This window comes from Stenotrophomonas sp. IS26 (genome assembly GCF_054188265.1).
This window is the reverse complement of the sequence record NZ_JBSZJV010000003.1, coordinates 145,592-169,889: the sequence shown is the minus strand read 5'-3', so window position 1 is coordinate 169,889 and position 24,298 is coordinate 145,592. Positions and strand designations below refer to the sequence as shown.

Below are 24,298 nucleotides of genomic sequence, written 5' to 3'. Positions count from 1 at the left end.
TGCCCCCCCATGCTCAGTTGTCCTCGTCGAAACGCCGCTCGAACAGGGCGACCACCGCGTCCATCGCGGCGACTTCGTCTTCGCCCTCGATGCGCACGGTGACCGGGGTGCCCTGGCCGGCGGCCAGCAGCATGACGCCCATGATGCTCTTGGCATTGATCTCACGGCCTTTGGCGGCCATGGTCACGTTGCAGCGGAAAGGCGCCAGCTCCTGCACCAGCTTGGCAGTGGCGCGGGCATGCAGGCCCAGGCGGTTGGAAACAGTGAGTTCACGTTCAAGCATCGTCGACAATCGCTCCATTGCGAGTGCCTGCCGCGGCTGTGGCAGGCAGTTGATCCAGTCCCTGTTCCGGATAATTCATCACCCGCATCAACATCGGCAGGCTCAGCGCCGAAACCCGGCGAGCCGGGGTGCCCAGACGAGCCAGTTGCCCGGCCAGATTGCTGGGGCTGGCGCCGTACAGGTCGGTCAGGATCAGCACGCCCTGGCCACTGTCCACCCGGCGCAAAGCGGCCGAGGCGAGCGGGAGCAGGACGTCCATATCTGCGTCGAACGGTACTTCGAAAGCTTCGGTCTTCAGCGGCAGGTGCCGCAGCAGACGGGTCGCCACGTCCAGCAGGGCCGTGCCGACACCGGGATGAGTTACGAGGAGAATGCCACAGGTCATTCCCGAACGTTAACAGGTCAACATGAATTGGCGATAGCACGCGTGAAAGACTGCTGTGTTCCGCGGTTCAGCGTGTCGATGCCGGCCGTCGCCGGCACTGCCGCATTCAGTCCAGTTCGCGGTGGAAAGTGGCCACTTCCGGCCAGCCCTGGTCGCGGGCATGGCGGGCCATGCGCTCGGCCATGTACACCGAGCGGTGCTTGCCGCCGGTGCAGCCGAAGGCGACGGTGACATAGCTGCGGGTGTCATTGCCCAGCCGCGGCAGCCAGGTATCCAGGAAATCGACCAGCTGGCCGGCATAGCGCTGCACATCGGGCTGTTCGTCCAGATGCTCGCGCACCCCGGCATCGCGACCGGACAGCGGGCGCAGCTCCGGGTCCCAATGCGGATTGGGCAGCACGCGCACGTCGAACACGAAGTCCGCTTCGGCCGGCACGCCGCGCTTGTAGGCGAACGATTCGAACAGCAGCGAAAGCTTGTTGCCGTGGGCCAGCGCGAATTCGGTCACCACCTTGCGGCGCAGCTGGTGCACGTTGAGGTGGCTGGTGTCGATCACCGCATCGGCGGCGGCGCGCAGCGGCGCGGTGAGTTCGCGCTCGCGGGCGATCGCTTCGGGCAGCGACAGCCCGAGCTGGCTCAGCGGATGCCGGCGGCGGGTGTCGGCGTAGCGCTTGAGCAGGGTTTCATCGGTGGCATCGAAGAACAGCAGCTGCGCATCCAGGCCGGCCGCCTTGGCATCTTCGCGCCAGTGCGAGAGCTGGGTCAGGTCATTCTGCGCGCGCACGTCGATGCCGACCGCCAGCCGGCGCGGGGCCTCGCGGCCCGGATCACCGAGCAGGCTGCGCACGAAATCCGGCAGCAGGTTGATCGGCAGGTTGTCCGAGCAGTAGTAATCGAGGTCTTCGAAGGTCTTCAGCGCGACCGTCTTGCCGGACCCGGACAGCCCACTGACGATGATCAGGGTGGCGGCGGTCGGGGCGGAGGCGGGGGCGGGTGTGGTCATGGCGTGCGGCGTTCCAACATGTTGCTGTGGCGGGCGATGAACATCGCGGCCGGGTCGATGCCCTTGGTCCGCAGGATGTGCAGGCGCGTGGCGGCTTCGGTCAGCACGGCCAGGTTGCGGCCGGGCATCACCGGCAGGGTGATCAGCGGCACATCCAGGTCCAGCACGTGGCGGGTACCCGAGTCGCCGGTCAGGCGTTCATAGCCGTAGGGGGTGGGTTCGGTCATCGGCTTGGTCAGGTGGACGATCAGCCGAAGGTACTTGTTCTTCTTTACCGCCGTGTCACCGAACATCTCGCGCACGTTGAGCACGCCCAGGCCGCGGACTTCCAGCAGGTCCTGCAGCAGCTCCGGGCAGGTGCCGTCGAGCACGTCCGGGGCGATCTGGGTGAACTCGGGGGCATCGTCGGCGACCAGGCGGTGGCCACGGCTGAGCAGCTCCAGCGCCAGCTCGCTCTTGCCCGAGCCGGCTTCCCCGGTGATCAGCACGCCGATGGAATAGATCTCCATGAATACGCCATGCAGGATCACCCGCGGCGCCAGCGTGCGCGCCAGGTGGTAGGACAGGTGGTTGAGCAGTTCGTGGCCGCGTTTGGGTGAAATCCACAGCGGGGTCTGCGATTCGTCCGCGGCGGCGCGCAGGTCTTCCGGGCAGGACTGGTTGCGGGTGATCACCAGCGCCAGCGGATGCGACTGCATGATCCGCTCGATGGTCTCCCAGCGTTGGCGTGAGTCCAGCGAGTCCAGCCAGGACAGTTCCTCCGTCCCCAGGATCTGCACTTTGTTGGGGTAGATCGCGTTGAGGTAGCCGGCCAGCGAGGGACGGCGAGAGACCTTGTTGCCGGCCTCCAGCTCACGGCGCTCGCCCTGCTGGCCGGCGACCCAGCGCAGGCTCAGGCGGTCACGCTGCTGTTCGAACAGTTCGCGCGCGGTGATGCTGGTATTCATGCGGCACTCGCCGGCGGGGGAAATTCGATGACCCGACGCAGCTCGTCGCCGTCGCGCGCTTCGCGCAGCGCCTGGCGGATGGCCGGCTCGGAGAACAGCTCGGCCAGCTCGGAGAGCAGCATCAGGTGTTGATGGGTGTAGTGCGCGGGCACGGCAATCGCGAAAACCAGGTCGACCGGTTCATCGCCGCCGAATTCCACCGGCGATTCCAGCCGCAGCAGGGCGCCGCGGGGGCGTTCAAGCAGGGGGGCACGGCCGTGTGGAATGGCGATGCCGTGGCCGATGGCGGTGCTGCCCAGCGTCTCGCGCTGGCACAGGTTCTGGTACAGCAGCTCGGCGTTGGCTTCGCGGCAGGCCAGCAGACGGGCTGCGGCCTTCAGCACGCTGTCGCGATCGGCGGCCGGCAGCACTTGCGTGCGGACGGCCGCCAGAAGATCAGTCAGAGGCATGTCGGGGTGGAAACGAGGGCATCAGCCCTCATTGTCGCCCACCGGCAGCGGTTGCGGTGCGTGCTGCTGCTTTTTCTCTTTGTGCTTGATGACCAGGCGGTCGAGCTTGTCGGCCAGGATGTCGATCGCGGCATACATGGTGGGGCCGCTGGCGTCCGCGTGCAGAGTCTGCCCGGGAACATTCACACTCGCATCGGCATGGTGCTCCGGCTTGCGGATCGACAGTTGCACGCGAACCTCGCAGTGCTGGTCGAAGTGCTTCCTCAGCCGTTCCAGCTTGGTCTCCACGTACTCGTTCAGAGCCGGGGTGATCTCAAGGTGGTCCTTGCCAAACGTCTCGATGTGCATCGGGTTTCTCCTTTGTTCGGATGTGCCAATGAACCTTCCCGCCGGGCGCGGTGGAGCGTCAGACGATTCTTACCCTTTCGTGCGAGGCGGAAATGTTCATGGCTTCACGATACTTCGCCACGGTGCGTCGCGCCACCGGTATTCCCGAGGTTTTGAGCAGGTCAGCCAGCTTGGCGTCAGAAAGCGGCTTGCGCGGGTTCTCGTCATCGATCAGCCGGCGCAGCATCGCCTGGATGGCGGTGCTGGAGGCTTCGCCGCCGCTGTCGGTATCGATGCCGGAGGCGAAGAACGCGCGCAGCGGCAGGGTGCCGCGCGGGGTGCGCACGTACTTGCGGGCGATCGCGCGTGAAATGGTGGATTCGTGCAGGCCGAGCTCACCGGCCACTTCACGCAGGGTCAGTGGGCGCAGCGCCTGTTCGCCGAACTCCAGGAAGGCGGCCTGCTGGTCGAGCAGGCAGCGCATCACCCGCAGCAGGGTCTCGCCGCGGGCCTCCAGGCCCTTGAGCAGCCAGCGTGCTTCCTGCAGGTGGGCGCGCATGTAGCCGGCGTCGGCCTCCCCGCAGCGGCGGATCAGCTGCTCGTAGCCGCGGTGGATGACAACCTTGGGCCCGGCATGGCCGGCCAGGGCGGCACGCCAGACGCCGTTCTGGCGCCAGACCACGCAGTCGGGCACCACATAGCTGTCGTGGGAGAGCTCGCCGATCTGGGCGCCCGGGCGCGGGTCCAGCGAGCGCAGCAGCTGCACCGCGACCTCGACCTCGGCCAGTGGCTCGCGCAGCTCGTGGGCGATGCCGGCCACACCGCTGCGAGGCAGGCGCTCCAGCGGGCCATCGGCGATGCGCCGGGCCAGCGCCAGTCCCGGGGTCTGCGCGGGCAGTACCAGCAACTGCAGGTCCAGGCATTCGCCCAGGGAGCGCGCACCGACCCCGACCGGGTCGAAGCGCTGGATCTGGTGCAGCACGGTGAGGATTTCAGCCTCGTCGGCCTGGATGGCCGGGCGGAGGGTCTCGGCGATGGTCGCCAAGGGCTCGCGCAGGTAACCGTCTTCTTCGAAGGCATCGATCAGGGCCGCGCCGATGCTGCGGTCACGGGCCGACAAGTGCGACAGATGCAGCTGCCAGAGCAGATGGTCAGCCAACGATTCGGTCTCGGCCACGCGTTCGGCGGCGCTGCCGTTGTCGTCATCGTCGAAGGAGCCGCCACTGCTGCCGCTGGTCCAGTCGCCTTCGCCGGGCGACCAGTCATCGCTCGCCGAGACCTGATGCTCGCCATCGGCATGGGTATCGGTGGGGGCGGGCGGGGGCGTGTCCTCGCCGGGACCGGCCTCGAGCGCCGGTTCAGCGTTCTCGGCCCAGTCCAGCAGCGGGTTGGTCTCCACCGCCTCGTTGATTTCCAGCTCCAGTTCGGCGCTGGACATCTGCAACAGCTTGATCGCCTGACGCAGCTGCGGCGTCATGACCAGGTGTTGCCCCATCGATGTCTGCAGCCGTGCTTTCATGCCTGTGCCGAACGGAAGGAAGGCGTTGCGGCGGCCGCTGGATCAGAGCTTGAAGGTTTCCCCAAGGTAGACGCGGCGGACGTCGGCGTTGGCCAGGATCTCGTCCGGCGCGCCCTGTGCCAGCACGCTGCCCTCGTTGAGGATATACGCGCGGTCGCAGATTCCCAAGGTTTCGCGGACATTGTGGTCGGTGATCAGCACCCCGATCCCGCGCTGCTTGAGATGGGTGACGATGCGCTGGATTTCACCGACCGAGATCGGGTCGACACCGGCGAACGGTTCATCGAGCAGGATCAGGCGCGGTTTGGCGGCCAGCGCGCGGGCGATTTCACAGCGGCGGCGCTCACCACCGGAGAGGCTGGCACCGAGCTGGTCGGCCACGTGGTTGATCTGCAGTTCGTCCAGCAGGCTGGCCAGTTCCTTTTCGCGGCCGGCCTTGTCCAGATCGTCGCGCAGCTCCAGCACCAGGCGCAGGTTGTCGGCCACGGTCAGCTTGCGGAACACCGAGGGTTCCTGCGGCAGGTAGCCCACGCCCTGCTTGGCGCGGGTGTACATCGGGTCGCTGGTGATGTCCTTGCCGTCCAGCACGATGCTGCCCGCATCGGTCTCGACCAGGCCGACGATCATGTAGAAGCAGGTGGTCTTGCCGGCTCCGTTGGGGCCGAGCAGGCCGACCACTTCACCGGCCTCCAGGGTCAGCCCGAAATCCTTGACGACTTCACGCTGCTTGTAGCGCTTGCGCAGGCCTTTGGCGACGAGCATTACTTCTTGCTCCCGGCGGCGGGCTTGGCCGCAGGCGCCGCCGGCTTGGCGGCCGGGGTGGCCGGTGCTGCGCCCTTGGCCTTGGGCTGGATCACCGTGCGCACGCGCGTGCCGTCACCACCGCTCTGCATGTTGCCGGTGCGCGTGTTGTAGGTCATCTTCTGGCCGCTGTTGGTGCCGCGCGGCGACTCGACCTTGTAGTTGCCGGTGAGGATGATCACTTCGCTGTTGACGTTGTAATCCATGTTGTCGGCCCAGGCATTCATCTTGGAGCCGTCATCCATTTCCTGTTCCAGCGTGGCCTGCTTGCCGGTCAGCACGACGCGTTCGATATCGCCGTTCTTGCGGAACAGATCGGCGTTGGCGGCGTGGATCACCAGGGTGCCCTGGGTGATCACCACGTTGCCGGTGAACGTGCACTTGCCCGCATCATCGGTCAGGTTGCAGTCGTTGCTGTTGGATTCCAGATTCATCGGCTGGTTGCGGTCGGATGACTTGGCCAGCGCCATGCCGGGCAGCAGCAGGGCGAGCAGCGCGAGCTTAGCGGGCAGCGTTCGGTTCATAGCGGGTCTTGACCTGTGAAAGGAGTTTGTACTGCCGGGTTTTCATGTCGGCTTCGAAGCCGACCCCTGTCTGCGACAGGCCCGGGCGGGTCATGGTGACCCGGGCATCGGTCTTGGCACGGTTCTCTTTCGGGAACACGTCCAGGTGATCGGTGCGGAAGGTGGTGGGTGGTGCACCGGCGACCTTGGGGCTGTCGCCGCTGACGTTGCCGATGAGCTTGAGCTGGTCACCCGTGGCGCTGACCCAGCCGCTGTCGCCACGCATTTCCCAGTGATTGCCGTCCTGGTCGGGCAGCAGGAATACCGGTGTGGTCAGGGTCATCGTTTCATCGCTGCGCGCACGCTCCAGCAGCGGGGCGCGCAGGGTGGTGGATTCCTTGCCCTGTTCGTCCAACGCCACGATCTGGAAATCATGCAGCACGTAATCCTTGGTGGCATCCTCGCCTTCGGCCGCGGGGGCCTTGTCGCGATGGTGCAGGGCCAGCCAGCCGGTCAACAGTGCGGCGACCAGCAGCAGGCCCCCGATGGCGGTACGTACGTTCATGCGCCGAACCTCGCCAGCACCGCATCCACATGTCCCTGCGCGGCCAGCAGCACGTCGCACAGCTCCCGCGCCGCGCCCTTGCCGCCGTCACTGCGGGTCTGCCAGTGCACGCGCTCGGCGATCCAGGGGTGGGCATTGGCCGGCGCAACCGCCAGGCCGACCGCGCACAGCGGGCCGAGATCGGGCAGGTCGTCACCCATGAAGGCCACCTGGTCCAGGCCGATGCCGTGCTGACCGCACAGTGCCTTGACGCTGGCCAGCTTGTCGCCGACCGCGATCTGGGTATCGATGCCCAGGTCCGCGCCGCGCTTGAGCGCGGATTGGCTGTTGCGTGCGGTGATCAGCACCGGGTGGATACCGTGGTGTTGCAGCAGTTTCAGGCCGAGTCCGTCCTGCACGTAATACGCCTTGCTCTCGTTGCCGTCCTTGTCGTAGTAGAGCCGACCGTCGGTGAGCGTGCCGTCCACGTCGAAGCAGGCCAGCCGGATACGGCCGGCGGCGGCATGCAGGTGGGACGGGAAACCGGGCAACGGGGAGTAGGGCATCGTCTGGGGCAGCTCAACTGAATGGAGGAAGGCAACTGTGGTTTAAACCACCCGGGCCCGCAACAGGTCATGAATGTTGAGCGCGCCGACGAGATGTCCTTCGGCATCGACCACCATCAAGCCATTGATCTTGTGGGCTTCCATCAGCTGCGCCGCTTCGGCCGCGAGCTGATCGGCACCGATGGTGCGCGGGCCATGGGTCATCACATCGGCGATCCGCGCGCTGCGCACGTCCAGATCGGTATCCAGGGCGCGGCGCAGATCGCCGTCGGTGAACAGACCGATCAGGTGGTTGTCGGCATCCACGACGGCGGTCATGCCCAGGCGCTTGCGGCTCATCTCCACCAGGGCCTCGCTCAGGCTGGCGTTGACATCCACGCGCGGCAGTTCATCGCCGCTGTGCATCACATCGGTGATGTGCAGCAGCAGGCGGCGGCCCAGGCTGCCGGCCGGGTGCGAACGGGCGAAATCGTCGGCGGTGAAGCCGCGGGCATCGAGCAGGGCCACGGCCAGTGCGTCGCCCATGGCCAACGAGGCGGTGGTGCTGGAGGTCGGGGCCAGCGCCAGCGGGCAGGCCTCGGCCGGCACGCTGACATCCAGATGAACGTCGGCGGCGGTGGCCAGGCTGGACTGCGGGCGGCCGGTCATGGCGATCAGGCGGTTGCCCTGCCGCTTGAGCACCGGCAGCAGCATCAGCAGCTCATCGGACTCACCTGAATAGGACAGCGCCAGCACCACGTCGGCCTCGGTGATCATGCCCAGATCGCCATGCCCGGCTTCACCGGGGTGCACGTAGAAGGCCGGGGTGCCGGTCGAGGCCAGGGTGGCGGCGATCTTGCGGGCGACATGGCCGGACTTGCCCATGCCGGTGGCGACCACGCGGCCCTTGCTCTGCAGGACCAGCTGGCAGGCCTGGCTGAACGCTTCGCCCAGCCGCTCGGCGACCGCGCCCAGCGCATCGCGCTCGATCTCGAACACGCGGCGGCCGCTGGCGACCAGTGCCGCAGCGTCGGCCGGATGGGGGAGTTGGGGCGAGACAGCCATGCGAGCGCCACGTGGAAGAGTAGAATGAGCGCTCATTTTATTAGGAAAGCCCGTTGGACGCCGAGACCATCCGCAATCTGATCGAAACCGGCCTGCCTGGCGCCCGCGCGGACGTGCAGGGTGACGACGGCGTGCACTTCGAGGCCACCGTGGTCTGCGACGCCTTTGCCGGCAAAATGCCGCTGGCGCGCCACCGCATGGTCTATGCGACCCTGGGCGATCTGATGGGCGGGGCGATCCACGCGCTGGCGCTGAAGACCGTCACCCCGGCCGAAGCGGGTTAGTCAGCCCAATGATTGGATCAGCCGACCCACGGTCGGTTCTACCCCCGATTACATCCGCCGACCGACGGTCGGCTCTACCTCATTCCAAGTAGATTCCATGGCCAAGATCGTAGTGACCGGCGGCAAGCCGCTGCACGGTGAAGTGAACATTTCCGGCGCCAAGAACGCTGTCCTCCCCATCCTGTGCGCGACCCTGCTGGCCGATGCGCCGGTGGAGATCACCAACGTGCCGCACCTGCACGACGTGGTCACCACCGTGAAGCTGCTCGGTGAGCTGGGCGCCAAGGTCACCATCGACCAGGGCACCCTCTCGCGCGGCAGCGCGATCGTGGTCGACCCGCGTCCGGTCAATCAGCACGTGGCCCCGTACGAGCTGGTCAAGACCATGCGCGCCTCGATCCTGGTGCTCGGCCCGCTGCTGGCCCGCTTCGGTGCGGCTGAAGTGTCGCTGCCGGGCGGCTGCGCGATCGGCTCGCGTCCGGTCGACCAGCACATCAAGGGGCTGCAGGCCCTCGGGGCGGAAATCACCGTCGAGAACGGCTTCATCAAGGCCCAGGCCAAGCGCCTGAAGGGTGCCCACTTCACCTTCGACATGGTCAGCGTCACCGGCACCGAGAACGTGCTGATGGCCGCCGTGCTGGCCGAAGGCACCACCGTGCTGGACAACGCCGCAATGGAGCCGGAAGTCACCGACCTGGCGCACTGCCTGATCGCGCTCGGCGCGAAGATCGAAGGGCTGGGCACTGCCCGCCTGGTGATCGAAGGCGTGGAGAAGCTGTCCGGTGGCCGTCATGAAGTGCTGCCCGACCGCATCGAGACCGGCACCTTCCTGGTCGCCGCGGCGATGACCGGCGGCAAGGTCACGGTCAACCGTGCCCGCCCGAACACCATGGATGCGGTGCTGGCCAAGCTGGTGGAGGCCGGTGCGCACATCGAGACCACCGAAGACAGCATCACCCTGGACATGGGCGGCAAGCGCCCGCGCGCGGTCAACCTGACCACCGCGCCGTACCCGGCATTCCCCACCGACATGCAGGCGCAGTTCATGGCGCTCAACTGCGTGGCCGACGGCGTGGGCGTGATCAACGAAACGATCTTCGAGAACCGTTTCATGCACGTCAACGAGCTGCTGCGCCTGGGCGCGGACATCCAGGTCGAAGGCCACACCGCGATCGTGCGTGGTGCCGAGCAGCTCAGCGGCGCGCCGGTGATGGCGACCGATCTGCGCGCGTCGGCCTCGCTGATCCTGGCCGGCCTGATGGCCGAGGGTGACACCACCATCGACCGCATCTACCACCTGGACCGCGGCTACGAGAACATCGAAGAGAAGCTGTCCTCGCTGGGCGCCACCATCCGGCGTATCGCCGCATGATCCTGCGCGGCCGGTTCACCCGCCGCCGCAAGGCGCTGCTGGTGCTGGTACTGATCGTGCTGGCGTGGCTGGGCTACGCCTGGTACGCCGGCATCGCGATCACCCAGGGCATCCAGCAGGAAGACATGGACTGGAATGCGGACGGCACTGTCAGCCGGACCGAAGTGTTCCAGTCGTTCTATGCGGTCGGCGTGGACAAGACCGTCGACGGCAACCGGCATTGCAGCACGTACTACTGGCGCGACACGCGCCAGCAGATCCGGGTGGACTGCAAGACGGTATTCGGCGACGCCAAGCCGGAATGAAAAAACGCCCGCGGAAGCGGGCGTTTTTTTGGGTCAATTCATCCCTTTGATCGTCAGATCCAGCGCATCCTTGCCGCTCTCACGCTGCAGCAGACGCGCCGGCACCGGGAACTCCGGCACGATCCAGGCGATCAGCTCCTTGTTGCCGTCCACGCGCGAGACCTTGGTCGCGTCGTAGGACTTGCCCGCCACGGTGATCTTTTCCTTGCCGACCACCTTGTAGGACATCGGCTTGATCCGGCCTTCGTCGACCATGCGGTAGTTCAGCGGCTTGCCGGCGGCCAGATCACGCGCGATCGCCAGGTTGATCAGCAGGGCATCCATGTCGCCGGGCTTGAGCGCCACCGGGCCACGGCGGTCCGGCTTGACGTCGCCGGTCCAGGTGGCCTGGTTGCTGCTCCAGTTGTAGTTGGCATCCACGTTGCGCTTCTTGACCAGCAGCACCGAGCGGTCGTTGCTCGTCAGCGGCCGCAGGCGGCCGTTGGCTTCTTCGAACACGGTGGTCTGGCTGAGATCGGCCAGCTGGTTCTTCACGTTCAGGCTGTAGCGCCATTTGTTGGCGCCTTCGCTGGCCAGGGTCATGGTCCCGTTGGCCTGCATGCCCATGTAGCTGGCCTGGTAATCGGCCTTGAACGGCTGCAGGGCCATGGCGGGCAGGCTCACCACGGCAAGGGCGCCGGCGGCGATCCAGGTCAGCGGACGGTTCAGTGTGGTCATGCTCAGACTCCTTGATATTCGATCAGGCGCAGATCAATTCGATCTTCGCCGTCTTCGCGTTGCAGGATGCGCACCGGCGTGGGGACACCGTTGGCGATCCAGAGGATGGTTTCGTCATTGCCGCCGTTGGTGCGATACACCCGCAGCGCGTTGTAGGACAGATCGCCGACGGGCACGTTCTCGGTGTCCGGTGCGGCCTGGTAGTCGTGCTGGCGGACGCGGCCCACGTCCACGTAGCGGTAGTGCATCTGCCCGCCGGGGCGGGCGTCGCGCATGATCGCCAGGTTCAGCAGCAGCGCGCTCTGGTCGCCGGGCTGCAGCGGGATGGGCTGGCGGCGCTCCTTCTTCAGATCGCCCAGCCACTGCGCGGTGCCGGCCTGCCAGTCGTAGGTGCCGGTGACCTTCTTGCCGAGGAACAGCCCCTTGCGGACTGTGCTCTGGCTCAACGGCACATAGGTGCCGTTGCGGTTCTCGAACACCGTGCTCTGCTCCAGGTTCAGGCCAAGCACGCTGGCAAAACCGCTGCGCCCGATCACCTGCATGTCCACGCGCCACTGGTCACCGCCGGTATGGGTGACACGCATGGTCGCGTCGCCAGCCTGTTTGCCCTTGTAGAGGGCCTGGTAGGTCGCGGTGAACGGCTGCAGCGGCGGCGCTTCCCAGCTCATGGCAGGCAACGCGGGCAGCGGTGGGGTGACCGTCTCCTGCGCGTGGGCAAGGGCGGCGGTGCACAGCAGGGATGCCATCAGCAGCACGGGCTTGAACAAAGGCGTTCTCATGCGGGCCGGTCGGTAGAGGAGGGGAAAGGATGCCAGCGCCGGGATCAGCGGCGTGTGTGCGCGGCGCTTATCGGTTCAGCTGTCCGGCGCAATCTAGGCGCAGCGGGCTAAACAGGGGGTGACCATCGAGCTGGAGCTGACCTGCCTGTTCAGTTACGCGGCCGCTGACCAGCAGCGCCAGGCTGGCGATCAGCAGCGGATGCTCCACGGCCAGCACCCGCAGGGCCAGGGCTTCGGGGGTGTCGCCGGCCTGCACCGGCACCCGGGCCTGGGCCAGCACCGTGCCGGCATCCAGTTCGGACACCACGAAGTGCACGCTGGCGCCGTGCTCGGCATCGCCGGCCTGCAGTGCGCGCGCATGCGTGTGCAGCCCTTTGTAGAGCGGCAGCAGCGAGGGATGGATGTTGACCAGGCGGCCATCGAACCGGGCCACGAAGGCCGGGCCGAGGATGCGCATGTAACCGGCGCAGACGATCCAGTCCGGCGCGAAGGCATCCAGCGCATCGGCCATCGCTGCATCGAACGCGGCGCGGTCCGGGTAGCCCTTGGGCGAGCGTGCCCAGCGCTGTGCCGGGCTCACCTTGAGCAGGGCCGAGGCATCGGGCTTGTCCGAGAGCACGGCCACGACCTGCGCATCCAGCTGCTGCGCGGCGATGGCATCGAGGATGGCCTGCAGATTACTGCCCCGGCCAGAAGCGAGTACGGCGATACGGCTGCTCATGCGGTCTGGAAGGCCGCCTTGACCGCGGGGCGCGACAGCACCACCAGGGTGAACACCCCCAACGCAGTACCGAACGGCATGAAGATGCAGGCGATGCCGGCCACCACCATGCACAGCAGGTAACGCCGGCGCTGCGCCAGGCACCGCCCGGCATAGGCCATGTAACCGGCCAGCACCAGCCCGGCAGCGCAGCCCAGCCCGCCGATCAGCACGAACACCCAGCCGAGCAGGCGCGGATCGAACGGGGGCGGTGCCTCACCCGGCGCCAGCGGCGCCGGCGCGGCGAAGATCACCGCCACGCCCATCAGCAGGTAGATCAGCGGGAACAGCGAGAACAGGGCGGTCAGGCCAGCCACCACGTAGTGGAAGACCGACAGCAATTGCAGCTGCGAGGTATCCACCGCCGCGGCCGGTACGACCGGCGCCGCTGCGGTGGGCAGCGACGGCGGTTGGGCAGGGAACTCCGGGCCGGGCTCCGTCACCTGGCTCAACCGATCTTGACGCGTTCGGCGCCGTCGGCGCGGGTCACTTCACCGATGGTCCAGTGCTCCAGGCCCTGCGCGGTCACCGCGGCACCGACCGAGGCGGCTTCGTTGGCAGCCACGATCAGTACGAAGCCGATGCCGCAGTTGAAGGTGCGCCACATCTCGCTGTCGGCCACGGCGCCTTCCTTCTGCAGCCACTGGAACACCGGCGGCAGGGTCCAGGCGTCGGCCTTGATGTCCAGGCCCAGGCCGTCGGGTACCACGCGGATGATGTTTTCCGTCAGGCCGCCACCGGTGATGTGGGCCATGCCGTGGATCGCCGCGCCGTGGGTCTTCAACAGCGCCAGGATCGGCTTGACGTACAGGCGGGTCGGCGCCATCAGCGCATCGACCAGCTTGACCCCGCCGTCCAGCTCCAGATCGGCCGGCTGCCCGGCGCGGTCATAGATGCGGCGCACCAGCGAGTAGCCGTTGGAATGCGGGCCGGAGGAGGCGATGCCGATCAGCACGTCGCCGGCGGCCACGCTGGCGCCGTCCTTCATGTCACTCTTCTCGACACCGGCAACGGTGAAGCCGGCCAGGTCGTACTCGCCCGGGGCATACATGTCGGGCATTTCAGCGGTTTCACCGCCGATCAGCGCGCAACCGGCCTCGGTGCAGCCGTTGGCGATGCCGCCCACGACCGCCGCAGCGGTATCGATGTCCAGCTTGCCGGTGGCGAAATAATCCAGGAAGAACAGCGGCTCGGCACCCTGGACCAGCACGTCGTTCACGCACATGGCGACCAGATCGATGCCGATCGTGTCGTGGCGGCCCAGCTGTTGTGCGAGCTTCAGCTTGGTGCCCACGCCGTCCGTGCCCGAGACCAGGACCGGCTCGCGGTACTTGTTGGAGAGGTCGAACAGGGCGCCGAAGCCACCCAGTCCGCCCATGACTTCCGGGCGGAAACTGCGCTTCACCAGCGGCTTGATGCGCTCGACCAGCTCATTGCCCGCGTCGATATCGACACCGGCGTCGCGGTAGGTCAGGGGAGAGGGGTTGGACGGGGAATTGGTCACGGGCGTCGGCGCTGCGCTGGGGTGAAAGCGCGATTTTAACAGGCCACGTTGGCGCGCAGGCCCTATTCGGGCAACAATTCCCCCCGGATACGCTCAATGGAAGTCCTGATGCGCCGCAGCCTCTTTTTCATGATGTTCCTCGCGCTTTGCCTGCCGGTGGCCTCGATGGCCCAGAGCGGCCTGCGCACCGAAGGCGATGTGGCCAGTGCCAGTGGCGCTTACGAGGCCGAGGTCCCGGTCAACAGCCAGGCCGATTCGGACCGCAACGGTGCCCTGGCCAGGGCGCTGGGCAATGTGCTGGCCAAGCTCTCGGGCGACCGCAGCGTGATGAGCCGCCCCGGCGTGATGCAGGCCCTGCGCAATGCCAAGGATTACGTGGCCAGCTATGACTACCGCCAGGACCAGAGCACCTCGGCCGGTGGCGCGCCGAGCTACCGCACCATCCTGGTGGCGCGCTTCCGCGAGGATGACGTCGATGGCCTGATCTCGGCCCTCGGTCTGCCGCTGTGGCCGCAGCCCCGCCCGAAGCCGGTGATCTGGCTGGCCATCGACGATGGTTCCGGCCCGCGCCTGGTGACCGTCCAGCAGGCCAATGCGGCCCGCCCGCTGCTCAACCGCGCCATCGAACGTGGCTACAAGCTGGGCCTGCCCTCGGGCAGCGCCGCCGAGCAGGCACTGGTGGGCGCGATCTGGCGCCAGGACACGGCCGCCGTGGCGCGAGCCTCCGCGCGCTATGCCCCGCCGATGCAGCTGATCGGCAAGCTCTACCGCGATGGCAGCGGCTGGGTGGCCGATTGGGTGTTCGTCGATGGCGGCAAAGAACTGAACAAGTGGACCACCAAGGACAGCGACGCCCGCCGCGCGATGGCCAGCGGTGCCGATGGTGCCGCCGATGCGCTGGTGCGCCGGTACGCCAAGGCCGGGGCCGCCACCGGTGCCGCCGGGACCTACACGATCGTGGTGCTGGGCCTGAACAGTGCCGAGGATTACATGCGCCTGGCCGCCGGCCTGCGTGAGACTGCCGTGGTCCGCAACGTCACTCCGGTGCGTGCTTCGGGCGACCGCCTGGAGCTGTCGCTGGAGATGACTACCGGGCTGGCCGGCCTGAACCGCATGCTCGGCGACAACGGCGTGATCGCGCCGACCGCGCCGCTGGCACTGCCGGTGCCGATCGATGAAACCAACCCCTCGGCCCTCCCGCCGCCCGCCAGCAACGAGTACCGCCTGCGATGATCCTCACCCCCGAAGCGGAAATCGCACAGTTCCTCAGGCGGTTGAAATACGTCCTGGTGGCGCTCGCCGCCGGCTGGGTGATCTGGCTGCTCGGCCCGATCCTGACCCCGTTCGTGCTGGCCCTGGCACTGGCCTGGCTGGGCGACCCGCTGGTCGACCGGATCGAGGCCACCGGCCGCTCGCGCAACACCGGCGTGGTGCTGGTGTTCGTGGCGATGATCCTGTTGATCACTGCCGCGCTGCTGATCCTGGTGCCGATGATCGAGCGTCAGGTCGCCACCCTGGTGGCGGCGATCCCGCAGGCACAGCAGTGGCTGATGGAAAAAGGCATCCCGTGGTTCGAGCAGAAGACCGGGCTGGAGATCATGCAGTGGATGGACCCGGACCGCTTGATTGAATGGGTGCGCAGCCACTGGCAGCAGGCCGGCGGCTTCGCCAAGACCTTCTTCGGCTACGTGCAGCGCTCGGGCTTCACCATGGTGACCTGGGTGGTCAACATCCTGCTGCTGCCGATCCTGGCGTTCTACTTCCTGCGCGACTGGGACAAGCTGGTCGAGCGCGTGGCCTCGATGATTCCGCGCAACCACGTCGGCACCATCACCAAGCTGGCGCGTGAATCGGACGAAGTGCTCGGTGCGTTCATCCGTGGCCAGTTCCTGGTGATGATCGCGCTGGGCGTGGTGTACGCCGCCGGCCTGTCGCTGGTCGGCCTGAAGCTGGGCCTGTTGATCGGCCTGGTGGCTGGCCTGATCAGCTTCATTCCGTACCTCGGCGCGACCACCGGCATCGTCATGGCGGTCGCAGCGGCGCTGGTGCAGGCGCAGGGCTTCGATCTGAAGCTGTTGATCCTGGTCGGCATCGTGTTCACCGTGGGCCAGCTGCTGGAAAGCTACGTGCTGACCCCGCGCATCGTCGGCGACAAGATCGGCCTGCACCCGGTGGCGGTGATCTTCGCGGTGATGGCCGGTGGCCAGCTGTTCGGCTTCCTCGGCATGCTGCTGGCCCTGCCGGTGGCGGCGGTCAGCAACGTGCTGCTGCGCTATGCGCATCAGCGCTATCGCCAGAGCGACCTGTATGCCGGTGAGAAATCGGCGATCGTTCTCGATGCCTACGTCGACACGCCCGGGATCGTGGTCGTGGGCAATCCGAAGGGGCCGGACGCGCAGTGAGTGTCGTTCCGCAGTTGCCGCTTGCCCTGCGCTACCCGCAGGACGAGCGGTTGGAGACGTTCATCGGTGCGCCGGATGGCGCGCTGGCGCAGCTGCGCGCCATTGCCGTGGGCGCCGCGCACGACTGGGTGTATCTGGAGGGCGCGCCGGGCACCGGCAAGACCCATCAGGCGCTGGCGATGTGCTCGCTGGCCGAACAGGCCGGCCGCCAGCCGACCTACCTGCCGCTGAAGGCGGTGGTGGGGCGCACGCGCGCCGCGCTGGAATCGCTGGAAGGCCGCGACCTGGTCGCGCTGGATGGGCTGGACGCCGTGGCCGGGCAGCGCGAAGACGAAGTGGCGCTGTTCGATTTCCACAACCGTGCGCGCGCGGCGGGCATCACCCTGCTGTACACCGCGCAGCACGCACCGGACCAGCTCGGGCTGGTGTTGCCGGACCTGCGCTCCCGCCTGCAGCAGTGCGTGCGCGTGGTGCTGCAGCCGCTGGACGATGAAGGCCGCGCGGCGGTGCTGCGCGAACGCGCGGCGCGACGCGGCCTGGCGATCGATGAAGCGGCGATCGAATGGTTGCTGACCCGTACCGGCCGTGAGCTGGGCAATCTGGTCAGCCTGCTGGACTGGCTGGACCGCGAATCGCTGGCGGCACAGCGCCGCATCACCGTGCCGTTCCTGCGCCAGGTCCTGGAAGACGGCCCCCACCTGTTGTAGAGCCGACCGTTGGTCGGCTGCTCTGGTGGGCTCGGGCGGAGAGCAGCCGACCAACGGTCGGCTCTACCACCGGGTCGCCCAAGGGGGGCGCGGTGTTTTATCCGTGCGGGGATTGCAACTGGGCGTCCAGCTGCGCCAGACGCTCCGGCGTGCCTACATCGGTCCATCGCCCGCGATGGTGCTGGCCGGTCACGCGGCCCTGCGCCATCGCATGCCGCAGCAGCGGGGCGAGACCGAACTGTGGCGGTGTCGCGCTGGCACCGTCGGTTTCGCCGATCACCGCGCGCCAACCGTCGATGATCGCCGGGCGGTACACGCCGATACCGGCATAGGTGAGCCGCGCGCTGTCACCGTCATCGCTGACGCGACCATCGGCGTGCAGGATGAAATCGCCACGCGGGTGCTGCGCCGGATTGTCCACCAGCACCAGATGCGCATCGCCGGTGGGTGTGCGTGGCAGGGTAGCGACATCCGCATCCGTCCACACATCGCCGTTGATCACCAGGAACGGTGCCTCGCCAAGGATCGGCAGCGCGTTGAGAATGCCGCCGCCGGTTTCCAGCGGCACGTCGCCTTCGTGGATGAAGTGCAGCCGCAGCCCCCAGCGCGCACCGTCGCCGAGTGCGGGCGCGAACTGATCGCCGAGCCAGGCGGTGTTGATCACCACCTCATCGATACCGGCGGCGGCCAGCCGTTCCAGATGCCACACGATCAGCGGCCTGCCACCGGCGACCAGCAGCGGCTTGGGCGTGTGCAGGGTCAGCGGGCGCATGCGCTCGCCTTTGCCGGCCGAGAAAATCATCGCCTTCATGGGCGGGCCAGGACCGGTTCGGCGATACGGGCCAGGGCCGGTTTGATGCGCAGCTCGAACAGATCGTGCAGGGGGGCCAGCGCGGGATGGCGCGGCAGCACTTCATCCAGATAGCGGATGAAGCGCGGCGCATCCTCGAAGTAGTGTCCCTTGCCGTCGCGGTCGCGCAGGCGCACGAACAGGCCGAGGATTTTCAGGTGGCGCTGCACGCCCATCCAGTCCGCGTCGCGCAGGAACTGCGGCCATGGCCGTACCGGCAGACCGGCCGCCAGCGCTTGTGCGTGATAGCGCGCCAACCAGGTATCCACGCGCTCGATCGGCCAGCTCAGGAACGCATCCTTGAACAGGCTGACCGGGTCGTAGGCGATCGGTCCACGCACCAGGTCCTGGAAATCCAGCACGGCCGGCCCGCCGTCGATCGGCATCAGGTTGCGCGGCATGAAATCGCGGTGGGTCAGCACCTGCGGCTGCTGCAGTGCGTTGTCCATCAGCAGGCGATGCATGCGCTGCAGGTTCTCGATCTCGCCACAGTCCAGTTCAAGGCCGAGGTGACGTTGCAGGAACCATTCCTCGAACAGCCCGGCATCGCGCTGCAGCAGTGCCTCGCCGAAGCTGCCCATGCCTTCGGGCACCGGGATGGACTGCAGCCGGATCAGCTGCGCGAAGGCAGCGTCGAACCAGGCATCGGCGTTGTCGGTGTCGATATGGCGGGCCAAGGTCGGGCCGCCCAGGTCTTCCAGCAGCAGGAAGCCGTTGTCTTCATCGCGCGCCAGCACCTGCGGCACGCGCACGCCGTTGGGCTCGAGCAGGTCATGCATGCGCAGCCACGGCCGCACATCCTCCAGCCCGGGCGGGGAGTCCATCACGATGTGGCTGCCGCGCGCGCTGGTGGCGCGCCAGTAGCTGCGGAAACCGGCATCGACCGAGGCACGGTCGAGGGCGGTGGCCGGATCGCCGAGGGCGGCGCAGGTCCACTGCCGGCGGTGTTCGGCGCGCAGCGGATCGGAAGCAGGATCGTTCATGGACGGGTACGTCGAAGCGGCGCCGGACGGCGCGCGGGAAAGAAAAGAGCGGCGATGCTCAGCGCTTGCTGCTGAACAGCCGAAGCACGGCCAGGACCGCGACCGCACCGAGGATCGCGCCGATGAACCCAGCGGGCTCGCCGCGGGCATACCAGCCCATGTACTGGCCGAACCAGCCGGCCAGCAGGGCACCGACGATGCCGAGCACGATGGTCAGCAGACAGCCCATGCGGTTGTTGCCGGGCATGAAGAAGCGCCCGAGCAGACCGACGACGAAGCCGACCAGGATGATGTAGAGCCAGCTGGTGCTGCCAAACAGTCCGTTCATGCCAAAGACGTCAGTAGAGGGTGGACGCAGCCTAGCAAGGCCAGGCTGCGTCCGCCAACGTCAGCAGCAGCCGTGGCCGCCGTGACGGGTGCCGCTGTCGGCGGCGACCGGCGACCCGCTGGTCTCGCCGCGCAGGCTGGCGGCGTAGTGCTCGCTGATCACCTTGGACACGCACGAGGTCACGCGCTTGCCCATCGGGATGTGGAGGAACTCGTTCGGGCCGTGTGCATTGGAGTGCGGGCCGAGCACGCCGGTGATCATGAACTGCGCGCCCGGGAACTTCTCGCCGAGCATGCCCATGAACGGGATCGAGCCGCCTTCGCCCATGTACATCGCCGGCTTGCCGAAGAAGGTCTGGCTGGCATCGTCGATCGCCTGGGTCAGCCACGGCGCCATCGCCGGGGCATTCCAGCCGCTGGAGGCTTTTTCCAGGTCCAGCTTCACTTCCGCACCGTTCGGCGGATCGCGCAGCAGGGCTTCCTTCAGCAGCTCGCCACAGGCTTTGCCGTCAGCGGTCGGGGGCAGGCGCAGCGACAGCTTCACCGCGGTATGCGGGCGCAGCACGTTGCCGGCCGAGGCCAGCGGCGGCAGGCCGTCCACGCCGGTGACCGACAGCGCCGGGCGCCAGGTGCGGTTGAGCACCAGTTCGGCCAGGTCGTCGTTCATCGGGCGCAGGCCGTCGACCATCGGGAATTTCTCGAAGATCGCGGTGTCCACCACTTCGGCGGCACGCTTGGCCTGCTCCTGGCGCTCGGCCGGGATCTCGACATTCATGCCGTCGATCAGGATGCGGCCGGTGTTCTCGTCCTCGATGCGCGAGATCAGCTGGCGCAGCAGGCGGAAGCTGGACGGGATCACGCCGGAGGCATCGCCGGAATGCACGCCTTCGTTGAGTACCTTGACCGAGAAGTTGCCGCCGGTCAGGCCGCGCAGCGAGGTGGTGCACCACAGCTGGTCGTAGTTGGCGCAGCCCGAATCCAGGCACACCACCAGCGAGGGCTTGCCGATGCGGTCGGCCAGGTGGTCGACATAGGCGGGCAGGTCGTAGCTGCCGGATTCTTCGCAGGCCTCGATCAGGATCACGCAGCGCGCGTGCGGCAGGCCCTGTTCCTGCAGCGCCAGCACGGCGGCCAGCGAACCGAACATCGCATAGCCGTCATCGGCGCCGCCGCGGCCGTACAGCTTGTCGCCGCGCAGCACCGGGATCCACGGGCCCAGATCATCGTCCCAGCCGGTCATTTCCGGCTGCTTGTCCAGGTGGCCGTAGAGCAGGATGGTGTCGTCGCCGGTCTCGGCGCCGGAGGCCGGAACTTCCAGCAGCAGCAGCGGGGTGCGGCCCTCCAGGCGCACGACCTCGACGGTCAGGCCGGGCAGGTTCTGCGCCTTGGCCCAGGTTTCCATCAGGGTGACGGCCTGTTCCATGTAGCCGTTGGCGACCCAATCGGCGTCGAACATCGGCGATTTGTTGGGGATACGGATGTAATCGACCAATTGCGGGACGATTTCGTTGTCCCACTTTTCACTGACGAATTGGCCGAGCTTGGCGCTGTCCATCTGAACTCCGGAGTGCTTTTGACAAGTCCCGCCATTCTACGCCTGCGCTGGGGTAGGTATTTCCCTACACCACGTCGGGTGTTAGGCCTGCTGTGTGAAGGTGCCGTGGACGATAGGCTGTGTGTATGTGGCGAGGGACGCTGGAACCTTCGACAGGATTGCCGGCAGGGGCCGGTTCCGAGCCACAAGGAGTGACACAGTGGGACCTTGGTTTTCGTGCAGGGCGCTGGTGCTGGGACTGCTGTTGAGCGGAATGGCCTTCGCGGCCGATCGGATCAACATCAATACGGCGGACGCGTCGACGCTGCAGCAGGGATTGGCGAACGTGGGGCCGATGAAGGCCGAAGCGATCGTCGCGTACCGGCGACAACACGGCCCCTTCGAACACGTCGAGGATCTGGCGCGGGTGAAGGGGATAGGGACAGCTACCGTCGAACGGAATCGACAACGGATGACGACCGGGGCCAGGCAGGCGCCGGCCGAGGCACCGCCCAGGAGGGCAGCGCCGGCCTCCGTACCAAGGCGCTGAACAACAGGACAGGTCGGGACCGGCAGGAGGCCAGTCACTGGTTGCCACGGCAGGATGCCGTGGCGGCACCGACAGCTGCAGGAGGCAGCACGCACGGAAGCGGCGCGGAAGGATTGGCGCGGACCCACCATTACGGTGGCATCCAGACCCCGGGAAGGGCTGAGATGGCGGAAGCATATACGGCCGAGTGCAGGATGCATGGCCGGCACCCAGACTGGGCAGGATGCACAGGGGGAAGGCGGGATGCCGACAAGGATGTATCGATTGCCCGGTTCGCACAGGATGTGTGGCCGGGCAATTACTTTTTGGGGCGGACGAAAACCGGCAGCAGGGCTGCGCGTGGTTTTCGCGAACGCATGCAGGCAGTTCGTGTAGCGTGGCGGCATCTCTTCGAATGGATGCACGACATGGCAGTACGCAGCACGCTGTTGAGTCTGGCACTCGGGACGCTGCTGGCGACCGGGATGCTTCCCGCCACCGCCGCCAACAGTGCGCCGACGGCCAACAAGACGACCGAGGCCCCGCGTGGCCCGACCGATCTCAAGCCCGGTGAATTCCTCTGGCATCCGGAGATCTCCCCCGCCGGCCCGATCGTGCTGGTGGTCAGCCTCGATGAGCAGCGCGCCTACGTGTACCGAAACGGCATCGCGATCGGCATGAGCACGATCAGCTCGGGCAAGACCGGGCATGAAACCCCGACGGGTGTGTTCACGATCCTGCAGAAGGACAAGGACCACAAGTCCAACCTCTACAACAGCGCGCCGATGCCCTACATGCAGCGCCTGACCTGGGATGGCATCGCGCTGCACGGCGGCAGCCTGCCGGGCCACCCGGCCTCGCACGGTTGCGTGCGGCTGCCACAGGCGTTCGCGCAGAAGCTGTTCGGTGAAACCCACCGTGGCGATACCGTGGTGGTGGCCGATGCCAAGAGCGCGCCGATGACGCTGGCCTATCCGGCCGTGCTGGCGCCGGTCAGCAGCACCGGCACGCCGCTGGTGGAGAGCACCGACGCACCCGCGCACTACTGGAATGATGCGGCGGCACCGGCCGGCCAGGTCGGCATCCTGGTCAGCCTGCACGACCAGCGCCTGTACGTGCTGCGCGATGGCGTGCTGATCGGCGAGTCGCGGTTGGAGGCCAAGGCCTTGCCGGCGTTCGAGGGCACCACGTTGTTCGTGATGGGCCAGGGCTACCAGGACAACCCCAGCCCGCTGGACCCGCACCGCCCGCTGCACCGCTGGACCGCCTACCCGCTGCTGGGCCAGACTGCCGCCAATGCCACCCCGGACCTGCTCGCCACGCCGAGCCTGCCGATGGCGCTGCCGCCGGAATTCGCCGAACAGCTGTACAGCGTGCTGGTGCCCGGCACCACGCTGCTGGTGACCAGCCTGCCGGCCGTTCGCCCGGTGGCCGATGAACAGAACCTGCAGCCTGTCTTGGAATCCGATGCCGGTGGGTCCACGTTGTAAGGGTTGCCTGCGCCTGGTGAGCTGCCCATGCCCGTTGTGAAATTGCTGCCTGCCGCCTTCTGCGGCCTGATCGCGTCCGCCACGGCGGGCGCGGCCAGCCCCGCGCCGGCCCCGGAGGCGAGTCCGGTGCAGATGGCCGAGATGCTGGCCAAAGCCGCCCCTGCGGCGGACAAGCACGTCCTGCAGCTGGCGGCCCGCGCGATGCGCTGTGCGTTGCGCCGGCCGGAGCTTGGCGTGGACCCGGGCAAGTTGAGCGTGATCGATTACTCGCGGCCGTCGACCGAACCGCGCATGTGGATTTTCGATCTCACGCGCCAGCGGCTGCTGTTCGAAGAGTGGGTCGCGCATGGCCGCAACAGCGGTGACAACCGCACCCAGCATTTCTCCAACAAGGACGGCAGCTTCATGTCCAGCCTGGGCGCGTTCACCGCCAAGGAAACCTACATGGGCGGCAACGGCTATTCGCTGCGCCTGGAAGGGCTGGAGCCGGGTTTCAACGACCATGCCCGCGACCGCGCGATCGTGATCCACGGTGCGCCCTACGTCAATCCGGCGATCGCGCGCCTGCAGGGCCGGCTGGGCCGCAGCCTGGGGTGCCCCGCCGTGCGGCTGTCCGTGGCGCGGCCCCTGATCGACAGCCTGCGCGGCGGCACGATGGTGTTCGCGTATTACCCCGACAAGGACTGGCTGGCGCGTTCGCGCCTGCTGGAACCCGATTGCGGCGGCGTGTCCTGACAGGACTGCGGTACGTCGGCTCAGGCACACTAGCGCCATGTCGACCGATACTGTCCTGAGCGCGACCAGCCGCGTCATTCCGTCCTTCCAATACCGCCGCGAACGCTGGCGAAACGGCCTGGGCTGGACCCGCGAGATCCTGCGGCTGCCCGACAACGACGACTGGCAGGTGCGCCTGTCGATCGCCGAGATCGAGCAGGACGCCGCGTTCTCGGCCTTTCCCGGCATCGACCGCGAACTGGTGCTGCTGCGTGGCGAAGGCCTGCACCTGCGCTTCGCCGATGGCACGCTGCATACGCTGATGCCGCCGCACGACCGCCTGGGGTTTGCGGGCGAAGCGCAGGTGACCGGCGAACTGATCGACGGGGTGACCCACGATTTCAATCTGATGTGGCGGCGCGATGCCGTGCAGGCCGAGCTGCTGCACCGGCCGCTGGTGGGCAGCATGTTCTTCTTCACCGAACCTGCGGCGGCGTGGGCGATTCACCTGCTGGCCGGCCAAGCCGAGTTTGAGGGCGAGCCGTCGCTGGCACCGCTGGCCGCCGGTGATACCGCCTGGTTGGCGGCCGGTGAGCGCCGCCGGTTCGCGTTGCACGGCGGCGGCGAGTTGCTGGCGATCCGTATCAGTGCGGGTGGCCGCACCGCCTGA

Annotated in this window: 31 protein-coding genes; 10 read left to right on the top strand and 21 right to left on the bottom strand. The window is 67.3% G+C overall.

The annotated features are described in order from the left end of the window. Positions 1-13: 13 nt before the first annotated feature. From ACW6W5_RS04400 to ACW6W5_RS04345, 12 genes are all read right to left on the bottom strand, one after another. Positions 14-283 (bottom strand): HPr family phosphocarrier protein, encoded by a 270-nt coding sequence (locus ACW6W5_RS04400; RefSeq protein ID WP_121043139.1) that lies wholly within the window; start codon positions 281-283, stop codon positions 14-16. Next, the gene (locus tag ACW6W5_RS04395; RefSeq protein WP_019185401.1) at positions 276-668 is read right to left on the bottom strand and encodes a PTS sugar transporter subunit IIA; all 393 of its coding nucleotides are present in this window, start codon (positions 666-668) and stop codon (positions 276-278) included. The genes ACW6W5_RS04400 and ACW6W5_RS04395 overlap by 8 nt, the downstream gene beginning before the upstream one ends. Before the next feature lie 106 nt (positions 669-774). Then, on the bottom strand, positions 775-1,671 hold the full coding sequence (gene rapZ / locus ACW6W5_RS04390) for an RNase adapter RapZ (RefSeq protein WP_193222841.1): 897 nt from the start codon (positions 1,669-1,671) through the stop codon (positions 775-777). Next, positions 1,668-2,618 (bottom strand): HPr(Ser) kinase/phosphatase, encoded by a 951-nt coding sequence (hprK, locus tag ACW6W5_RS04385; protein WP_019185403.1) that lies wholly within the window; start codon positions 2,616-2,618, stop codon positions 1,668-1,670. The genes rapZ and hprK overlap by 4 nt, the downstream gene beginning before the upstream one ends. Then, positions 2,615-3,067, bottom strand: a complete 453-nt coding sequence (locus ACW6W5_RS04380; protein ID WP_121043141.1) for a PTS sugar transporter subunit IIA — start codon at positions 3,065-3,067, stop codon at positions 2,615-2,617. The genes hprK and ACW6W5_RS04380 overlap by 4 nt, the downstream gene beginning before the upstream one ends. A 21-nt stretch (positions 3,068-3,088) precedes the next feature. Beyond that, the gene (hpf, locus tag ACW6W5_RS04375) at positions 3,089-3,415 is read right to left on the bottom strand and encodes a ribosome hibernation-promoting factor, HPF/YfiA family (protein ID WP_046274055.1); all 327 of its coding nucleotides are present in this window, start codon (positions 3,413-3,415) and stop codon (positions 3,089-3,091) included. 58 nt (positions 3,416-3,473) lie between these two features. Further along, entirely contained in the window at positions 3,474-4,913 is a 1,440-nt protein-coding gene (locus tag ACW6W5_RS04370; RefSeq protein ID WP_152153545.1) for an RNA polymerase factor sigma-54, read from the bottom strand. A gap of 42 nt (positions 4,914-4,955) precedes the next feature. After that, on the bottom strand, positions 4,956-5,675 hold the full coding sequence (gene lptB / locus ACW6W5_RS04365; protein WP_121043145.1) for an LPS export ABC transporter ATP-binding protein: 720 nt from the start codon (positions 5,673-5,675) through the stop codon (positions 4,956-4,958). Then, on the bottom strand, positions 5,675-6,238 hold the full coding sequence (lptA, locus tag ACW6W5_RS04360; protein ID WP_121043147.1) for a lipopolysaccharide transport periplasmic protein LptA: 564 nt from the start codon (positions 6,236-6,238) through the stop codon (positions 5,675-5,677). The genes lptB and lptA overlap by 1 nt, the downstream gene beginning before the upstream one ends. After that, positions 6,216-6,782 carry an LPS export ABC transporter periplasmic protein LptC gene (lptC, locus tag ACW6W5_RS04355; RefSeq protein ID WP_152153544.1) on the bottom strand — a complete coding sequence of 189 codons (567 nt, stop codon included), beginning with the start codon at positions 6,780-6,782 and terminating at the stop codon, positions 6,216-6,218. The genes lptA and lptC overlap by 23 nt, the downstream gene beginning before the upstream one ends. Continuing rightward, positions 6,779-7,327 (bottom strand): KdsC family phosphatase, encoded by a 549-nt coding sequence (locus ACW6W5_RS04350; RefSeq protein WP_152153542.1) that lies wholly within the window; start codon positions 7,325-7,327, stop codon positions 6,779-6,781. The genes lptC and ACW6W5_RS04350 overlap by 4 nt, the downstream gene beginning before the upstream one ends. Before the next feature lie 42 nt (positions 7,328-7,369). Further along, the gene (locus ACW6W5_RS04345; RefSeq protein WP_121043154.1) at positions 7,370-8,371 is read right to left on the bottom strand and encodes a KpsF/GutQ family sugar-phosphate isomerase; all 1,002 of its coding nucleotides are present in this window, start codon (positions 8,369-8,371) and stop codon (positions 7,370-7,372) included. Positions 8,372-8,424: 53 nt separating this feature from the next. On the opposite strand from ACW6W5_RS04345, the gene ACW6W5_RS04340 reads away from it, so the two are divergent. The 3 genes from ACW6W5_RS04340 (at position 8,425) to ACW6W5_RS04330 (ending at position 10,332) form a co-directional block, all read left to right on the top strand. Beyond that, entirely contained in the window at positions 8,425-8,655 is a 231-nt protein-coding gene (locus ACW6W5_RS04340) for a BolA family protein (RefSeq protein ID WP_088432818.1), read from the top strand. 97 nt (positions 8,656-8,752) lie between these two features. Then, positions 8,753-10,027: a UDP-N-acetylglucosamine 1-carboxyvinyltransferase gene (murA, locus tag ACW6W5_RS04335; protein WP_152153540.1), complete on the top strand. Its 1,275-nt coding sequence runs from the start codon at positions 8,753-8,755 to the stop codon at positions 10,025-10,027. Then, the gene (locus tag ACW6W5_RS04330) at positions 10,024-10,332 is read left to right on the top strand and encodes an EF-hand domain-containing protein (RefSeq protein ID WP_152153538.1); all 309 of its coding nucleotides are present in this window, start codon (positions 10,024-10,026) and stop codon (positions 10,330-10,332) included. Before murA ends, ACW6W5_RS04330 begins: the two co-directional genes overlap by 4 nt. Before the next feature lie 33 nt (positions 10,333-10,365). Here ACW6W5_RS04330 and ACW6W5_RS04325 read toward each other — a convergent pair whose 3' ends face one another. The 5 genes from ACW6W5_RS04325 to purM all read right to left on the bottom strand — a co-directional run bounded on the left by ACW6W5_RS04325 (position 10,366) and on the right by purM (position 14,062). Beyond that, positions 10,366-11,049: a DUF3108 domain-containing protein gene (locus tag ACW6W5_RS04325; protein WP_121043160.1), complete on the bottom strand. Its 684-nt coding sequence runs from the start codon at positions 11,047-11,049 to the stop codon at positions 10,366-10,368. Positions 11,050-11,051: 2 nt separating this feature from the next. Further along, positions 11,052-11,828 (bottom strand): DUF3108 domain-containing protein, encoded by a 777-nt coding sequence (locus ACW6W5_RS04320; RefSeq protein WP_183073812.1) that lies wholly within the window; start codon positions 11,826-11,828, stop codon positions 11,052-11,054. 67 nt (positions 11,829-11,895) lie between these two features. Next, on the bottom strand, positions 11,896-12,549 hold the full coding sequence (gene purN / locus ACW6W5_RS04315) for a phosphoribosylglycinamide formyltransferase (RefSeq protein ID WP_152153536.1): 654 nt from the start codon (positions 12,547-12,549) through the stop codon (positions 11,896-11,898). Continuing rightward, positions 12,546-13,031, bottom strand: coding sequence for a hypothetical protein (locus ACW6W5_RS04310; protein ID WP_428999473.1), 486 nt, complete (start codon positions 13,029-13,031; stop codon positions 12,546-12,548). The genes purN and ACW6W5_RS04310 overlap by 4 nt, the downstream gene beginning before the upstream one ends. Positions 13,032-13,036: 5 nt before the next feature. Then, on the bottom strand, positions 13,037-14,062 hold the full coding sequence (gene purM, locus ACW6W5_RS04305; RefSeq protein ID WP_183073822.1) for a phosphoribosylformylglycinamidine cyclo-ligase: 1,026 nt from the start codon (positions 14,060-14,062) through the stop codon (positions 13,037-13,039). Between the two features lie 138 nt (positions 14,063-14,200). Between purM and ACW6W5_RS04300 the strand changes: the two genes are divergently transcribed. Genes ACW6W5_RS04300 through hda form a run of 3 tightly spaced genes read left to right on the top strand, consistent with a single transcriptional unit; the run spans position 14,201 to position 17,201 of the window. Next, positions 14,201-15,325, top strand: coding sequence for a DUF2066 domain-containing protein (locus ACW6W5_RS04300; protein WP_226956679.1), 1,125 nt, complete (start codon positions 14,201-14,203; stop codon positions 15,323-15,325). Continuing rightward, a complete protein-coding gene (locus ACW6W5_RS04295) occupies positions 15,322-16,494 on the top strand; it encodes an AI-2E family transporter (RefSeq protein WP_121043170.1) in 1,173 nt (390 codons plus the stop codon). Before ACW6W5_RS04300 ends, ACW6W5_RS04295 begins: the two co-directional genes overlap by 4 nt. Then, positions 16,491-17,201, top strand: coding sequence for a DnaA regulatory inactivator Hda (gene hda, locus ACW6W5_RS04290; protein WP_121043172.1), 711 nt, complete (start codon positions 16,491-16,493; stop codon positions 17,199-17,201). The genes ACW6W5_RS04295 and hda overlap by 4 nt, the downstream gene beginning before the upstream one ends. Positions 17,202-17,298: 97 nt before the next feature. Here the strand turns inward: hda and murU are convergent, their stop codons facing one another. The 4 genes from murU to ACW6W5_RS04270 are packed head-to-tail and all read right to left on the bottom strand — an operon-like array spanning position 17,299 to position 20,916. Then, on the bottom strand, positions 17,299-18,012 hold the full coding sequence (gene murU / locus ACW6W5_RS04285) for an N-acetylmuramate alpha-1-phosphate uridylyltransferase MurU (RefSeq protein ID WP_152153534.1): 714 nt from the start codon (positions 18,010-18,012) through the stop codon (positions 17,299-17,301). Beyond that, positions 18,009-19,034 carry an aminoglycoside phosphotransferase family protein gene (locus tag ACW6W5_RS04280; RefSeq protein WP_152153532.1) on the bottom strand — a complete coding sequence of 342 codons (1,026 nt, stop codon included), beginning with the start codon at positions 19,032-19,034 and terminating at the stop codon, positions 18,009-18,011. Before ACW6W5_RS04280 ends, murU begins: the two co-directional genes overlap by 4 nt. 58 nt (positions 19,035-19,092) lie before the next feature. Continuing rightward, entirely contained in the window at positions 19,093-19,362 is a 270-nt protein-coding gene (locus ACW6W5_RS04275; protein WP_019185648.1) for a GlsB/YeaQ/YmgE family stress response membrane protein, read from the bottom strand. A gap of 60 nt (positions 19,363-19,422) precedes the next feature. After that, complete coding sequence (locus tag ACW6W5_RS04270) at positions 19,423-20,916, bottom strand: M20 family metallopeptidase (protein ID WP_152153530.1); 1,494 nt, start codon at positions 20,914-20,916, stop codon at positions 19,423-19,425. A gap of 253 nt (positions 20,917-21,169) precedes the next feature. Between ACW6W5_RS04270 and ACW6W5_RS04265 the strand changes: the two genes are divergently transcribed. The 4 genes from ACW6W5_RS04265 to ACW6W5_RS04250 all read left to right on the top strand — a co-directional run bounded on the left by ACW6W5_RS04265 (position 21,170) and on the right by ACW6W5_RS04250 (position 24,298). Beyond that, positions 21,170-21,445, top strand: a complete 276-nt coding sequence (locus tag ACW6W5_RS04265; protein ID WP_121043558.1) for a ComEA family DNA-binding protein — start codon at positions 21,170-21,172, stop codon at positions 21,443-21,445. Positions 21,446-21,852: 407 nt separating this feature from the next. After that, on the top strand, positions 21,853-22,914 hold the full coding sequence (locus ACW6W5_RS04260) for a L,D-transpeptidase (RefSeq protein ID WP_152153528.1): 1,062 nt from the start codon (positions 21,853-21,855) through the stop codon (positions 22,912-22,914). Positions 22,915-22,941: 27 nt separating this feature from the next. After that, positions 22,942-23,649: a murein L,D-transpeptidase catalytic domain family protein gene (locus tag ACW6W5_RS04255; RefSeq protein ID WP_121043182.1), complete on the top strand. Its 708-nt coding sequence runs from the start codon at positions 22,942-22,944 to the stop codon at positions 23,647-23,649. A gap of 37 nt (positions 23,650-23,686) precedes the next feature. After that, a complete protein-coding gene (locus tag ACW6W5_RS04250; protein WP_152153526.1) occupies positions 23,687-24,298 on the top strand; it encodes a HutD/Ves family protein in 612 nt (203 codons plus the stop codon).

Bases quoted from the DNA above. Each gene is read 5' to 3' on its own strand.
- ACW6W5_RS04400 (WP_121043139.1), bottom strand. From the start codon at position 283: ATGCTTGAACGTGAACTCACTGTTTCCAACCGCCTGGGCCTGCATGCC.
- ACW6W5_RS04395 (WP_019185401.1), bottom strand. From the start codon at position 668: ATGACCTGTGGCATTCTCCTCGTAACTCATCCCGGTGTCGGCACGGCC.
- rapZ (WP_193222841.1), bottom strand. From the start codon at position 1,671: ATGACCACACCCGCCCCCGCCTCCGCCCCGACCGCCGCCACCCTGATC.
- hprK (WP_019185403.1), bottom strand. From the start codon at position 2,618: ATGAATACCAGCATCACCGCGCGCGAACTGTTCGAACAGCAGCGTGAC.
- ACW6W5_RS04380 (WP_121043141.1), bottom strand. From the start codon at position 3,067: ATGCCTCTGACTGATCTTCTGGCGGCCGTCCGCACGCAAGTGCTGCCG.
- hpf (WP_046274055.1), bottom strand. From the start codon at position 3,415: ATGCACATCGAGACGTTTGGCAAGGACCACCTTGAGATCACCCCGGCT.
- ACW6W5_RS04370 (WP_152153545.1), bottom strand. From the start codon at position 4,913: ATGAAAGCACGGCTGCAGACATCGATGGGGCAACACCTGGTCATGACG.
- lptB (WP_121043145.1), bottom strand. From the start codon at position 5,675: ATGCTCGTCGCCAAAGGCCTGCGCAAGCGCTACAAGCAGCGTGAAGTC.
- lptA (WP_121043147.1), bottom strand. From the start codon at position 6,238: ATGAACCGAACGCTGCCCGCTAAGCTCGCGCTGCTCGCCCTGCTGCTG.
- lptC (WP_152153544.1), bottom strand. From the start codon at position 6,782: ATGAACGTACGTACCGCCATCGGGGGCCTGCTGCTGGTCGCCGCACTG.
- ACW6W5_RS04350 (WP_152153542.1), bottom strand. From the start codon at position 7,327: ATGCCCTACTCCCCGTTGCCCGGTTTCCCGTCCCACCTGCATGCCGCC.
- ACW6W5_RS04345 (WP_121043154.1), bottom strand. From the start codon at position 8,371: ATGGCTGTCTCGCCCCAACTCCCCCATCCGGCCGACGCTGCGGCACTG.
- murA (WP_152153540.1), top strand. From the start codon at position 8,753: ATGGCCAAGATCGTAGTGACCGGCGGCAAGCCGCTGCACGGTGAAGTG.
- ACW6W5_RS04330 (WP_152153538.1), top strand. From the start codon at position 10,024: ATGATCCTGCGCGGCCGGTTCACCCGCCGCCGCAAGGCGCTGCTGGTG.
- ACW6W5_RS04325 (WP_121043160.1), bottom strand. From the start codon at position 11,049: ATGACCACACTGAACCGTCCGCTGACCTGGATCGCCGCCGGCGCCCTT.
- ACW6W5_RS04320 (WP_183073812.1), bottom strand. From the start codon at position 11,828: ATGAGAACGCCTTTGTTCAAGCCCGTGCTGCTGATGGCATCCCTGCTG.
- purN (WP_152153536.1), bottom strand. From the start codon at position 12,549: ATGAGCAGCCGTATCGCCGTACTCGCTTCTGGCCGGGGCAGTAATCTG.
- ACW6W5_RS04300 (WP_226956679.1), top strand. From the start codon at position 14,201: ATGCGCCGCAGCCTCTTTTTCATGATGTTCCTCGCGCTTTGCCTGCCG.
- ACW6W5_RS04295 (WP_121043170.1), top strand. From the start codon at position 15,322: ATGATCCTCACCCCCGAAGCGGAAATCGCACAGTTCCTCAGGCGGTTG.
- murU (WP_152153534.1), bottom strand. From the start codon at position 18,012: ATGAAGGCGATGATTTTCTCGGCCGGCAAAGGCGAGCGCATGCGCCCG.
- ACW6W5_RS04280 (WP_152153532.1), bottom strand. From the start codon at position 19,034: ATGAACGATCCTGCTTCCGATCCGCTGCGCGCCGAACACCGCCGGCAG.
- ACW6W5_RS04275 (WP_019185648.1), bottom strand. From the start codon at position 19,362: ATGAACGGACTGTTTGGCAGCACCAGCTGGCTCTACATCATCCTGGTC.
- ACW6W5_RS04270 (WP_152153530.1), bottom strand. From the start codon at position 20,916: ATGGACAGCGCCAAGCTCGGCCAATTCGTCAGTGAAAAGTGGGACAAC.
- ACW6W5_RS04265 (WP_121043558.1), top strand. From the start codon at position 21,170: ATGGCCTTCGCGGCCGATCGGATCAACATCAATACGGCGGACGCGTCG.
- ACW6W5_RS04260 (WP_152153528.1), top strand. From the start codon at position 21,853: ATGGCAGTACGCAGCACGCTGTTGAGTCTGGCACTCGGGACGCTGCTG.
- ACW6W5_RS04255 (WP_121043182.1), top strand. From the start codon at position 22,942: ATGCCCGTTGTGAAATTGCTGCCTGCCGCCTTCTGCGGCCTGATCGCG.
- ACW6W5_RS04250 (WP_152153526.1), top strand. From the start codon at position 23,687: ATGTCGACCGATACTGTCCTGAGCGCGACCAGCCGCGTCATTCCGTCC.